General features: G+C 68.7%; 11 protein-coding genes. 5 read left to right on the top strand and 6 right to left on the bottom strand.

Features of this window, described 5'->3' with window-relative positions; translation table 11 throughout:
- The first annotated feature begins 4 nt into the window (after positions 1-4).
- The 5 genes from ACH4D3_RS33030 to ACH4D3_RS33010 all read left to right on the top strand — a co-directional run bounded on the left by ACH4D3_RS33030 (position 5) and on the right by ACH4D3_RS33010 (position 5,574).
- The gene (locus ACH4D3_RS33030; RefSeq protein WP_398329841.1) at positions 5-1,279 is read left to right on the top strand and encodes an NAD(P)/FAD-dependent oxidoreductase; all 1,275 of its coding nucleotides are present in this window, start codon (positions 5-7) and stop codon (positions 1,277-1,279) included.
- A 109-nt stretch (positions 1,280-1,388) separates the two neighbouring features.
- Positions 1,389-2,246 (top strand): alpha/beta fold hydrolase, encoded by an 858-nt coding sequence (locus ACH4D3_RS33025; RefSeq protein WP_398329838.1) that lies wholly within the window; start codon positions 1,389-1,391, stop codon positions 2,244-2,246.
- The gene (hcaB, locus tag ACH4D3_RS33020; RefSeq protein ID WP_398329835.1) at positions 2,246-3,094 is read left to right on the top strand and encodes a 3-(cis-5,6-dihydroxycyclohexa-1,3-dien-1-yl)propanoate dehydrogenase; all 849 of its coding nucleotides are present in this window, start codon (positions 2,246-2,248) and stop codon (positions 3,092-3,094) included. Before ACH4D3_RS33025 ends, hcaB begins: the two co-directional genes overlap by 1 nt.
- Before the next feature lie 249 nt (positions 3,095-3,343).
- The gene (locus ACH4D3_RS33015; protein ID WP_398329832.1) at positions 3,344-4,360 is read left to right on the top strand and encodes an MFS transporter; all 1,017 of its coding nucleotides are present in this window, start codon (positions 3,344-3,346) and stop codon (positions 4,358-4,360) included.
- 287 nt (positions 4,361-4,647) lie between these two features.
- Positions 4,648-5,574 carry an NmrA/HSCARG family protein gene (locus tag ACH4D3_RS33010; RefSeq protein ID WP_398329829.1) on the top strand — a complete coding sequence of 309 codons (927 nt, stop codon included), beginning with the start codon at positions 4,648-4,650 and terminating at the stop codon, positions 5,572-5,574.
- Positions 5,575-5,908: 334 nt separating this feature from the next.
- Here ACH4D3_RS33010 and ACH4D3_RS33005 read toward each other — a convergent pair whose 3' ends face one another.
- From ACH4D3_RS33005 to ACH4D3_RS32980, 6 genes are all read right to left on the bottom strand, one after another.
- On the bottom strand, positions 5,909-7,396 hold the full coding sequence (locus ACH4D3_RS33005) for an MFS transporter (RefSeq protein WP_398329826.1): 1,488 nt from the start codon (positions 7,394-7,396) through the stop codon (positions 5,909-5,911).
- Between the two features lie 234 nt (positions 7,397-7,630).
- A complete protein-coding gene (locus tag ACH4D3_RS33000) occupies positions 7,631-7,936 on the bottom strand; it encodes an EthD family reductase (RefSeq protein WP_381609207.1) in 306 nt (101 codons plus the stop codon).
- Between the two features lie 62 nt (positions 7,937-7,998).
- Complete coding sequence (locus tag ACH4D3_RS32995) at positions 7,999-8,772, bottom strand: alpha/beta fold hydrolase (protein ID WP_398329822.1); 774 nt, start codon at positions 8,770-8,772, stop codon at positions 7,999-8,001.
- Between the two features lie 419 nt (positions 8,773-9,191).
- On the bottom strand, positions 9,192-10,076 hold the full coding sequence (locus ACH4D3_RS32990; RefSeq protein ID WP_381609212.1) for a helix-turn-helix domain-containing protein: 885 nt from the start codon (positions 10,074-10,076) through the stop codon (positions 9,192-9,194).
- An 87-nt stretch (positions 10,077-10,163) separates the two neighbouring features.
- A complete protein-coding gene (locus ACH4D3_RS32985) occupies positions 10,164-11,015 on the bottom strand; it encodes an SDR family NAD(P)-dependent oxidoreductase (protein ID WP_398329818.1) in 852 nt (283 codons plus the stop codon).
- A gap of 224 nt (positions 11,016-11,239) precedes the next feature.
- On the bottom strand, positions 11,240-11,968 hold the full coding sequence (locus ACH4D3_RS32980) for an L-threonylcarbamoyladenylate synthase (RefSeq protein ID WP_398329815.1): 729 nt from the start codon (positions 11,966-11,968) through the stop codon (positions 11,240-11,242).
- Positions 11,969-12,176 lie beyond the last annotated feature (208 nt).

Genomic DNA, 12,176 nt, shown 5'->3' with positions numbered 1-12,176 from the left:
GGATATGACCAAGACAAGGTGTGTCATCGTCGGAGCGAGCGCGGCCGGGGTCTCCGCTGCGCTCCAGATGCGGCGCATGGACTTCCCCGGAACCATCACGCTCGTCGACACCGATCCGCGTCTGCCCTACGAGCGGCCGCCCCTGTCCAAAGCGCTGCTGGAGGACGGTGCGTCGGCGTTGGTGCCCATCCAGCCGGCTGAGGCCTACCGGGATCTCGACATCGAACTGCGCCTCGGTGAACGGGTCACCGAGGTCGACCCGGCACGGCTCACGGTCCGGCTCGGTAGTGGGGACATCCTGAAGTCCGGGCGTCTCGTGCTCGCAACGGGAGTGCGTGCCAGGCGACTGGCCCTCGAAGGCGGCGACGTGGACAACGTACTGTCCCTGCGCGACGCCGACGACGCCAGGCGCATTGGCGCCCAGCTGGCCGGTGGCGGGCCCCTGGTCATCGTGGGCGCGGGCTTCGTCGGACTTGAAGTCGCCGCCGTCGCCCGCACCCGCGGTATCGACGTCACCATCGTCGAAGCACAGCCCCATCCCCTCGTCCACGCCCTCGGCCCGGACGTGGCGGAGCTGCTGACCGACCTGCACCAGGGGCACGGCGTACGGCTGCTGTCCGGCGTCACGGTCTCCGCGTTCTCCGGCCCGGCGGGCCGCGTCGAAGAGGTCTGGCTCTCCGACGGGCGCAGGCTGCCTGCGGCGGTGGTCGTCGTGGGGATCGGCGTGGAGCCGCGCCACGAACTGGCCAGGTCGGCCATTGTCGACACCGATCACTACGGCATCCCCGTCAACGAGTTCGGGCAGACCAGCCGCGCCTGGATCTACGCCACGGGAGACGTGGCGAGCCAGCGCCACCCGAACCTGCCGCAGCGCGGGCGGATCGAGCACTGGGATGCCGCCCTGCGTCACGGAGCGGCGGTGGGCTCCACCCTGGCCGGCGAGCCGGTCCGGTACACCGACGCCCCCTACGCATGGACGGACCAGTACGGAGCGACCCTGCAACTCATTGGGCGGGGCCGTCCCACCGACGACCTCGTCCTGCGCGATGGAGCAACACCAGGACGGTTCCTCGCGTTCTGGATGCGGCACGGCCGCATCGGCGCCGTCGCGGGCATGGATGCTTCCCGCGAGATAGGGGTCGTCAAACGGCTCATGGCCGCGGGCGTGCCGGTCGACGGGGAGCAGCTGGCCCGTCCTGATACGGACCTGCGCGGTCTCCTCAAGAAGAGGCGCGCGGCCGACGGCCCGGTTCCCGTCGGTGCGAGCGCGGCCCCCTAGCAGGGGGTCCCTTCCTCACCCCGCACATTCCCTTCCCACACGCGACAGGCGAAAGGTGTCAGTGGACACCCCGACACCCCACCCTGTCCTGTCATCGATAGGTACGGTCGTGACCACGCAACTCTCGGAACTGACCAACGAATCGACCTACAGGCTAGTCGACACCGCCGACTACCGGATCCAGATCAACGAGGCGGGCGAGGGCCACCCCGTCATCCTGATCCACGGCACCGGCCCGGGAGCCACCGGATGGTCGAACTTCGAGCCCAACATACGTGACCTCTCCAGGTCCTTCCGCTGCATTGCCGTGACGATGCCCGGCTGGGGCGACTCCAGTCCCCAGAACCTGAAGACCGGACGGGACCAGGGCCGGGCCGTTCTCCAGCTCATGGACACCCTGGGTATCGACCGGGCCGCCATCGTCGGCAATTCCATGGGCGGCGCGGTCGGCATGGTCGTGGCGACCCAACACCGCGAGCGCGTCTCCCATCTGGTCATGATGGGCTCGGGGATCTGGGGTGTGAACGTCCTGGCGCCCAGCGGCCTGTCTGAGGGTATGCAGTGCATCTTCGACACGTATGAGGATCCGTCGCCGGAGAACTTTCAGAAGCTCGTGCGGACCATGTGCTACGACCCGTCCTTCGCAACCCGGGAACTCGCCGAGGAGCGCTCGCGCAACGCCCTGAGCAAGCCCGAGCACCTGCGGAACTGGCTCGACGTGATGCGCAGCGGCGTCGGCGGGACCGGGTTCCTCGAAGCCGGGCAGAAGATGGCCCAGTCCGACGTGCCCACAATGCTCGTGCACGGCCGCGACGACCGCACCGCGCACTACGAGATGGCTCTGCGGGCCAACGTAGTGATTCCGGACTCACGCCTGCTGCTGTTGAACCGGTGCGGCCACTGGGCCCAGCTCGAACATGCCGCGGAGTTCAACTCCACCGTCAGGCACTTCGTGGAGCGCGGCTAGTGTCCGACCGCCGAGCAACACCTCACGCGGCGGACGCTGCACCGGGCGGAGGGCGCCTCGCGGGGCTCTCCGCCCTCGTGACCGGCGGTGGCTCGGGTCTCGGCCGTGCCATCGTCGACCGGTACCTCGCCGAGGGCGCTCACGTCACCGTCCTGGAACGGTCGGCGGACAAGCTGCAGGACCTCACTTCCGCGCACGGCGACCGCGTCCAGATGGTCCAGGGCGATGTCACCTCCGTCCGAGACAATGAGACGGCCGTCGCCACCGCCGTCTCCGCCTTCGGCGGCCTGGACACCTTCGTGGGCAACGCCGGACTGTGGGACTTCGGCCGGCCGTTGTTGGACATGCCGCTGGCCGGCCTCGAACAGGGCTTCCGTGAACTCTTCGACGTCAACGTCAAGGGATACATCGTCGGCGCCCGCGTGTCGGCCGAAGCCCTCAAGGATCGCGGTGGGTCGATGATCTTCACCCTCTCCAACGCGGCGCTCTACCCCCGCGGCGGTGGAGTCCTGTACACCGCCTCCAAACACGCCGGCGTGGGTGTCGTCTCCCAACTCGCCTACGAGCTCGCCCCCGATGTCCGGGTCAACGCCGTGGCACCCGGCGGCATGTCGACCGACCTGCGCGGCCCGGACGCCCTGGGCCTGCGGGACCGAGCCATCAGCGAGGTACTGCCGGCGGAAGCACAACTGCGCCAGTACTCCGCGCTCGACCTCGCGCCGGTCGCCGAGGACTACGCGGCTCCCTATGTGCTTCTGGCCTCCCGCGACGAATCCAGGACAGTGACCGGGATCGTCTTCGACGTCAGCGCGGTCGGCACACCGCGCCGCCCCAACGCGCCTCTCTGAACACCCCGCCAGGTCGTCGAAGATCACACCCACTCGGTCGCGCGGTGCCGGCTTCGGCACCACGGCCCTCAGCCGCGAAGCAGGTCCCCTTCACGCTCAGACGACAGCCGGGCCGGCCACGGGCCGCCGCCCCGGCCCTGCCTGACAAGGCTGCGGCGCCGCCGCCCGGGTCCACGCGTGTCTCCACGTGGGCGCCCTTCGCCCATGTGGTGTTCCGGATCTTGTTCGTGACGCAACTGGTCGCCAACATTGGCCGACTCATGCAGGCGGCCGGCTCGGCCTGGGCAAACCAGGAGAACGGGGGTTCGCCCCCTGCAGGTATCATTGATCCAGACCGCGACCTACGCGTCTTTGGTAGCGCTGGGTATCGTCGCCGGCACACTTGCCGACCGGCTCGACCGCAGGCTTCTGCTCGTCGTCTGCCAGGCATGGATGGCCCTCGGCGCGACCGTGCTGTTCGTCGCCACATGGCTCGGGTGGACCGACCCGCTGGTCGTGCTCGCCCTGACCTTCGGCATCGGGTTCGGAACGGCGGTCGCCGCGCCCACGTGGGTAGCCATCCAGCCGTCGCTCGTCCCGCCCCACCTCGCCTGCACGGTCCCGGCCGTGCTGGCCTGGAAGGCTCCTGCCCGGCCGCCGCACTGCACGGAGTCCTTCGGACAGTCCTTCCGCGCGGGTCTGCGCTGCATCGCGACGGCACCGCAGCGCCAGATCCTGACGCGCTACGCCCTCTTCATCCTGCCGGCCCCCGCGGTGATGGCGATGACACCGGTTCTCGCCGGTGACCGGCTCGGACTCGCGGGCGCCGGTTTCGGTGTATTTCTTGCCACCTTCGGTGCCGGAGCGGCGCTGGCCGTGATCGTCTGGTCTCGCGTCGAGGGACGCGGCGAGGAGTGGGGGGGCCTGGTCGCCTCGACCGTCGTGCTTGCCGTCGCGCTGGTGACCGCGGCGGTCAGTACGCAGCCCGTCGTCGTGGGTGCCGCCCTGCTCGCGGCGGGCATCGGGTTCACACTCGGCAGCACCTGCGCGTTCGTCGCGGCACAGCGTGTGCTGGACGACACGATGCGTGCGCGGGTCATGGCGATCTACACCATCACCTCCGGTGCTGTGGTCGCCGCCGCCAGTGCGGGGTGGGGCGTGGTGGCCCGGCTGCGTTTCGTCCAGGCATTCGCCCTCGCGGCCGCCGTGGCCGTGATCAGTCTGCTCATGCGCCGCAGGTGGCCGCTGCCCGCGAGGACGGAGGACCGGACCGGGCCTGGGCAGTGAGTGTGTCACTACCCAGGCGGCTCGATCGGGTGGTCGAAGCACTGGGAAGGGCGTCGAGGCGAAGCCGATTCACCTGGTTTGCTGATGCGGTTGCCGTACTCGTGCACTCTCGTGATTGTGCTCCAATCGGTAGAACGATTGGTCTTGCAAGCTTGATCGACCTTGCCGTACTCTGCCACCAGATCGAACGTTCTACTTCATTCTCAGTGGGTGCGGTGCCCAGAGGTGAGGCGACCTTAGCCTTCGTCGATGCCACTTCTGACCCGTCGCCCTTCCCGAGGAGCAGCATGTCTACTGATTCCGCACCCGTCCTGGTTATTGGTGCCACGGGCAAGCAGGGCGGGGCCACGGCTCGGGCCCTGATCGCGGCGGGGAACCATGTCCGTGCCCTGGTACGGGACCCGGAGAGCGCGTCGGCCAGAGCGGTCGAGGCGCTTGGCACCGAACTCGTCAAGGGTGACCTCCTCGACCGCGACTCCGTGACCCGGGCCACCGAGGGCGTACGCGCTGTCTTCTCGGTGCAGATCGCGCCCGTCTCCGCGGAAGGTTTTGACTTCGGTCTGGAGGCGACCCAGGCCGTCAATCTCATAGAAGGCGCACGCGACGCCGGCGTGTCGCATTTCGTGCAGTCGACAGTCAGCGGCGCCGGTCAGCACGCAGAGCTGTTCCCCGGCTGGAATGAGGGGCGCTGGGCTCACATGGAGCCCTACTACTCCGCCAAGACCACAGTCCAGGACCGCGTCCGGGAAGCCGGATTCCCTTACTGGACGCTGCTCAAGCCCGGATTCTTCATGGACAACTTTCTGCCGTCCCTGGGGTTCTACTTCCCGCGTGGCGTGGAGGGTGGTCTGGTGAGTGTCGTGAAACCCGAGACGTCGATACCTCTCGTCGCGGTACCGGACATCGGCAGTGCGGCCGCCGCGGCCATCGCCGCGCCGGAGAAGTTCAACAAGGTCGAGCTGGAATTGGCGAGCGACTACCTGTCGATGACGCAGATCGCGGAAGTCCTCACCAGGGTGCTGGGCGTACGACTGTCCGCCCCCGACATGACCATGGAGGAAGCCTTCTCCGCCGGGATGCCGCCCATGGGTGCCGGGCACGAGCTGTACAACGTGGTTGGACAGCCGGCCCGTCCTGAGTTCGCGAGGGACCTCGGTATCCCGCTCACCAGCTTCGAGGACTGGGCGCGTGAACACATGACTTCCGCATTCTGACCTGGTTGTGCGCCGGTTCCTTGCAAGAGCTCCCGCCAGGCACGTTGGACGTGCGTCGAGACCCATACGACCGGGCTGAGGTCGGGCAGCAGCTACACCGTCAGCCCTGCACGTTTGGCGAAAAGTTCCGCATGGCAGCGCTGGGTGCGGGTGAGGGGCCGTACTGTGATGAACCCGGTCACGGCTGGCCCGCCCCGAACGCGAACCCGCTCCCTTCGCATGCCTGACACACACGGGATGCAGCCACCACTCCGTACCAGTCGGCGGCTTGGCCGTAGATCACCCTGAAGGGACCGCGTGAGACCGGCTTCGGTCCGGCGCCCACGCCGCCGCCCTACTGCTCTCGGACCGGGGAGAGTGTCCTTCCTTCCTTTGCGTCGGGATCGTGTGCGCCGACGATCTTGGCGGGTGTCTCCAGGGCCGGGACACGCTCGGCGCGGAGCGACAGCAGGGCGCCGAGGAACAGCAGTACGGCGATGAGGAGGGACACCGTCGTGATGGCGTGGGTCGAGCCGAAGGCGTCGGCGGCGGCATAGAAGATGCCACCGATGATCGCGACCGACAGCGCGGCGCTGATCTGGAGGGTGGCGTTGACCAGACCGCTGGCGAGGCCGGCGAACGCGCGCGGAATGTGGGTGACGGTGATGCGGATCAGTGAGGGCAGGGCGAGCCCCTGGCCGAAGCCGATGAGCGCCAGGGGCGCGGCGGCCCACGGGGTTTGGTCGAACGCGGCGACGAGTCCGGCGAAGGCGAGGAACCCGATGGTTTCCAGGAGCAGACCCAGAGCGGCGATGCGGCGCGGCATGAACCGCATGAGGTGCGGCACGGTCAGCGGGCCGATCAGGAAGCCGATGCCCAGCGGCAGGATGTCCAGGCTGGCCTGGAGCGGGGTGCGGCCGACGGTCTGCTCGTGTTCGGAGAAGATGAGGAAGAACGCGGCGATGGAGTAGAACAGGGCGACGGACACCAGCGCGACGCGTACGCCGGGAGCGGTGACGGCCCGGGGCGGCACCAGGGGCATGACGTTTCGTCCGCGGGAGCGGTTACCGTCGTGGGCGGACTCGTAGCGCCAGAACCTGTGCAGCACACCGGCCGCGATGGGGAACAGGACGAAGCACCACCAGGGCCAGCCCAGGGCCTGCCCTTCGAGCAGCGGGACGACGATCCCGGCCAGACCGGTGAAGAGCAGGACGGCGCCGACTGCGTCGAGCTTCTCCGCACCTCGGGTGTGCGGGTCGTGCAGGAACAGGCTGCCCAGCAGGCCCAGGGCCGCGACGGGAAGGTTGATGAAGAAGATCGACCGCCAGCCCAGGCCCCAGATGTCAGCGGTGACGAGGAGCCCGCCCAGGGACTGGCCGATGACCGCGGCGAGTCCGACGGTCGCGCCGTGGAAGCCGAGGGCGATCGTCTGGTCCCGGCCGTCGAGGCTCGCGCGGATGAGGGCCAGCGACTGCGGCGCCATCAGCGCGGCGGTGAGGCCTTGCAGGATGCGTCCGACGATGAGCAGCCAGGGTTCGCCTGCCGCACCGCACAGCAGCGAGGCAAGGGCGAACCCGACGAGTCCGATGAGAAAGACTCGTCGCCGCCCGTACAGATCTCCCAGACGGCCGCCGAGAGTGAGCATCACGGCGTAGGTGGCGGCGTAACTGGCCACGATCTGCTGGCCCAGGATGTCGCCGCCGCCGAGGTCGTCCTGAATCGACGGGATGGCGAGATTGACGATGAAGAAGTCCAGCGGCGGCAGCAGTGTGCCGGCCAGCAGTGTGACGACGCCCAGCCATGTCCGGGCCGATGTACTTGTTGCTGAAGAAGTCGAAGTCATTTCTTGGTCCTGCTCTCGGCAACGACCGTGCCGGCCCGCTGCTTTCTGGGAGCCGGAAAGGCATCGGTGGAACGCTGCATGGTTTCGGCGGACACATCGTCGTGTGCCTGAGTGGAGATGTCGATGAAGAACCCCGGACGAGACCGGCCGATGCCGATCGTGGGCCGGCGGGACGGGAAAGGGGGACCCTGCCCCGTCCCGCCGGCCAGTCGGCGCGTCAACGTGCTGCTTGGCTCAGTAGGTGAAGGAGACACCGCGGAGACGGCCGGGGGTGAGGTCGGTGTAGCGAGCGATGTCGTTCATCACTTCCTCGCTCTCCGGGGAACCGAAGGCCGCGATCGCGGCCTGCTCGTCGCGGAATTCGTTCACCGCCACCACGATGATGTCGCTCTCACCCTTCGGGTAGACGGCTGTGCTGGAGACCAGACCGTACTTTTCCCAGGCCCTGCGGACCAGCGGGAGGTGCTCGGATTCGAAGTAGTCACGGTCGAACCGGAAGTCCTCGCCGTTCGACTTGTAGGTCACGTAGACGGTTTCCATTGAGTTTCCTTTCGTTGTTCTCGTGTATGCGGTGGGCGTGTCCACACGCGGTCGCGAAGTGACTAGGCGGGCAGGCGGCCCACGAAGTCGAGCAGTAGGGCGCAGAAGGCTTCGGGCTGTTCCATCGGGGCGAGGTGCCCGCCGTCCGGGAGGACGACAATCTCTCCGGCCCCGAGCTCGTCGCTCAGGCCCACCGCGCCTTCGAAGAAGTCCGGCATGTCGAGTTCACCGACGCCGACCAGCGTCGGGAAGGGCAGGACGCGCAGGGCGCCCGTGTCCTTGCCCAGCGGGTCCGCCGCCGCTTTCGGCTCACCGTGGGTGACGCGCGCGACCAGTTGGTTGCGCATCATGACGGCGGCCTGCTCGCGCACGGCGTCCGATGCCTTCGGCGACGTCCACGCGTCGAGGCCAGCTTGTACGGCGGCCTCGAGGTCGTCGGCTTCCAGCGCGGCCCGCTCCCTGTCCCACGCGGTCCGGAGACGGGAGGAGGGCGGCAGGTCGTGCGGTCGGAAGCCGATGGATACCAGGCCCTGCACGCGCTGGGGCTCTGTGACAGCGATCTGGAGTGCCACCAGGGCGCCGAGTGAGTTCCCCGCCAGGGTGAATCGGTCGACACCGAGGTGGTCGAGCGTGTCCAGCACATCGGTCCAGGGAGTCACCCCGTCGAGCCGCGCCGTGGCGGCGTCGCCGTGACCCGGCAGATCCAGGGCAATGGCCCGGACACCGGCCTCGGCGAGCAGGTGAAGGTGAGTGCGCCACATCGTGCGGTCGGCGGGCCGGGCGTGCAGGAGGACGATGGGCCGGCCACGACCGGCCTCGTCGAACGGGAGTATCACGGTTGCTTGGTTCTCTCGGAAACAGTGGGTGGTACCGGCAAACCGGTCATGGCGATGGCCTCAAGTGGATCCAGGCTCTGTCCCGCCGCTGTGCGTGGGACGGTCCCTGAGACGGGAGACGTGGGCGGCAGCGGCGCGGCGATCGGGCCCTCAGGTGCAAGCACCTGGTGCTCGCCTCCTGCACACCACACTAGAGAAGAAGGGGACTTGGGGCCTGGGTGTGCTGCACCCACCTGTTGTTCCTGAACGGCTGGGCCCATTCTTCCGGCGGGCAGGGCACGCCGGAGCCGGAACAGTCCCGCCGCCTGGTGATGTCTGGAGCCGTTGCCTCCCGACCCCGGTCAGGCGTATGGCGCCGAAGCCCGGCGAGTGATCTCCCGATGACTTCGCAGGTGCTCACGCTGTCGGCGGGGGAGGCTTCATGCCCGGGTGTCACCCTGCTCCAGAGCCTCTTCCTCCTGGTCGGGGTTCTCGGCATCGGTGGCCGCCGACTGCTCGGCCAGGCGGCGCAGGAGGATCAGGCCGTCGTGGCTGGCGCTGCCGGGTTCGGCGCTGTAGACGGACAGGTGCTGTCCGGGAGCGCTGGCGACCGCCAGTGTCTCGAAGTGCAGGCGCAGTTCCCCCACCTGGGGGTGCACGAAGTGCTTTTCCTCGCGGGTGCGCGGACGTACCTCGTAGCGGGCCCACAGGTTTGCGAACGCCGGACTGCGCAGGGTCAGTTCGCCGACGACCCGCTCGATGTGCTCGTCCCCGGGGAACTGGGAGGACGAGTTGCGCAGATTGCTCACCGCGAGCCGTGCCGCGGCGTCCCAGTCACCGTAGAAGGACCTCGCATAGGGGTCCAGGAAGATCATGCGCAGCAGGTTGTCGTAGCGGGAGAACCCCCGGTAGAGCTCCCGCGCCATCGCATTCGCGCCCAGGATGTCCTGTGCCGCGCCGACCAGGAAGGCGGGCATGTCCGGCACGCTCTCCATGAGTCGCAGCAGCTCCGGAGCGATGGTCAGCGACGTGGCCGCCCTCGCTCCGAACACCGGCAGGCCGAGCCGGAACAGGTGCGCCGCGGCGGCGTCGTCCAGGCGCAGTGCACACGCGATCGAGCGCAGCACCTGGTCGGACGGACGCCGTTCTCTGCCCTGTTCCAGCCGGATGTAGTAGTCCGTGCTCACTCCCGCGAGCAGTGCCACCTCGTCGCGCCGGAGCCCCGGCACCCGGCGCGGACCGTCGTCGGGCAGGCTGACGTCTTGCGGCCGGAGCAGTGCCCGCCGGGCGCGCAGGTAGTCACCGAGTTTGTTTTCACTGTCCACGGTGACGACACTAATGCGGGTCGGCTCGCGGGGCGTGGGTGTGCTGCACCCACGTGGGCGGGGCGGGTGCCCGTGGTGTCGCGCCGGTCACTCCTGCTGTTCCGTGGGCCGGACCAGGACCTCGTTCACCGCGACGTGGCGGGGGCGGGTGACGATGAAGGCGATGGTGTCCGCCACGTCCGCGGGGCGCAGGCACTCCATCGAGGAGTAGCGCTGGTACATCCGCTTCTGGACCTCCGGGCGGTTCTGCAGTGGCAGCTCGGTCTCGACCGCGCCGGGTTCGACGAGCGAAACGCGCACGTGCCGCTGTGTGACCTCCTTGCGGAGGGCCTCTCCGAAGGCCGTCACCGCGTACTTGCTGGCGTTGTAGACGCCGCCGCCGCCGCGGACCATGCGCCCCGCTGTACTGCTGACCAGGACGATGTCGCTGACTCGGCGGGGGCCGTCGGCCGCTGCCGCAAGCAGGTGCGGGGTGGCGGCGTGGGAGGTGTACATGAGGCCGAGCGTGTTGAGTTCGATCATCCGGCGCCAGTCGGCGGTGTCGGCACCCGTGATCGGTCCGAGGATCATGGCGCCCGCGTTGGCCACGACGGTGTCGAGGCGGCCGTATGTCTCCAGGGTGCGGGCGACGGCGGTGTGGGCCTGTCCCTCGTCCGTGATGTCGGCGTTCACGGCCAGGGCGTGCCCGCCGGTGCTCTCGATCCTTTCGACGAGTGCGTCGAGACGGTCCGCGCGACGGGCCACGACGGTCACGCGTGCCCCGAGAGCGGCCAGTGCGAGCGCGGTGCCCTCGCCGATTCCGCTGCTGGCTCCGGTCACCAGGGCGACGGTGCCGCCGAGGGGGGCGGCGGCCGAGGTCCTGACCGGGTCCGTGGCCACGCCCGCCGAAGGCCGATGAAGTGTGCGCGCGGGGTCCGCGCTGTGAGAATGACTGGTCATGGGACCGACGGTATGAGCGTTCCGGCAGGCGCGGGAGGGAGCGATACCCCCACCTTGATCACCGGGTCGCCGCGTGCCGGGGCACGACTGCATCTGTGGGACGTCTCCCCGCCCCGACCCCGGCAGACCGGTGCCGTCGAGCGTCTGAGGGACGGGCCCACCGACAGAGTCGGCGGACCCGTCGGGCGAGCTACCCGGTCAGGCAAGCTCCATGGACGAGCCGCTCAGGTCGCGAGAGCCTGCTCGCGGAGGTGGCCGGAGGGCAGGGCCTCGCGCCCCGGGTCGACGGGCAGCCGGATGCCGAACTGGGTGGCCATGACGTCGCTGATCAGCTCGTAGCACGACCCGATGCGGACGACCTCCATCGTGGTGAAGTCGATGATGGTCGAGGAACGCCGGTAGTGGTGGTACTTGCGGAGTCCGTAGTCGATCACCAGGTCCACGGCATCCAGGATCGGCTGCTGGATGTCCTCGATCCGGAATTTGGTGCCAGTGCCGGTGAGATTCGCCGATGAGCCGAGGAACGGGATCCCCGCCTCGGTGCAGCGGCGGACCACCTCGTCCTGGAGGCAGCCGCCGTTGACGAGCATCGCGAGCGTGTCCCCGACCGTGCTCGCGGTCAGCGTCTCGGGTTCGACCGCGGCGACGACGGGGTGGTCGGCCCGGAAGCCGGCGACGACGCACAGCGGCAGCCCCGCGTCGAGGACGATCGCGTCCACGATCTCTTGCTCCTGGCGGCCCAGCAGGTGGACCTGGCGGTGCAGTTCGTAGTTGCCGACCATCGCATGGCGCTTGTGCGGGGCGCGTCGCTTGGCGACGAACAACCGGTGCAGGGCGTCCGTCGTGCTCGCCCCCGCCCCGTAGCCGATGTCGCCGGGAAGGATGACCGCGCCACCGGCCGTGATCGTGTCGAGGACGCGCCCCGCGTCGGCGTTGATGTCGTGCCTGCCCATCTGAGCCTCCTTGCTCAAAGGTGGGGTGCCAGGCCGCAATGCGGACTGGAACGGTCGTGCACTGAGGCCGAACCTAAGGAACGGCCAGTTCTATTGACTGAGGCAAAGAGCAGCATCTACCTTCATGCCGTTTCGTGGCAAGGGTTGCCACGATGTGGTCATCGGGAGGCATTGTGCGTCGAAGTCTCGTGGCTCGGGCCCTTGTCGG

Source organism: Streptomyces sp. NPDC018026 (assembly GCF_044327745.1).
In the GTDB taxonomy this organism is placed as follows: Bacteria; Actinomycetota; Actinomycetes; order Streptomycetales; family Streptomycetaceae; genus Streptomyces; species Streptomyces rubrogriseus.
This window is presented reverse-complemented; position numbering and strand designations above follow the sequence as displayed.

What these genes read in the sequence shown, in the direction of transcription:
- ACH4D3_RS32985 (WP_398329818.1), bottom strand. Translation starts at nt 11,015, where the DNA reads ATGACCAGTCATTCTCACAGCGCGGACCCCGCGCGCACACTTCATCGG.
- ACH4D3_RS33010 (WP_398329829.1), top strand. Translation starts at nt 4,648, where the DNA reads ATGTCTACTGATTCCGCACCCGTCCTGGTTATTGGTGCCACGGGCAAG.
- ACH4D3_RS33005 (WP_398329826.1), bottom strand. Translation starts at nt 7,396, where the DNA reads ATGACTTCGACTTCTTCAGCAACAAGTACATCGGCCCGGACATGGCTG.
- ACH4D3_RS33000 (WP_381609207.1), bottom strand. Translation starts at nt 7,936, where the DNA reads ATGGAAACCGTCTACGTGACCTACAAGTCGAACGGCGAGGACTTCCGG.
- ACH4D3_RS33030 (WP_398329841.1), top strand. Translation starts at nt 5, where the DNA reads ATGACCAAGACAAGGTGTGTCATCGTCGGAGCGAGCGCGGCCGGGGTC.
- ACH4D3_RS32980 (WP_398329815.1), bottom strand. Translation starts at nt 11,968, where the DNA reads ATGGGCAGGCACGACATCAACGCCGACGCGGGGCGCGTCCTCGACACG.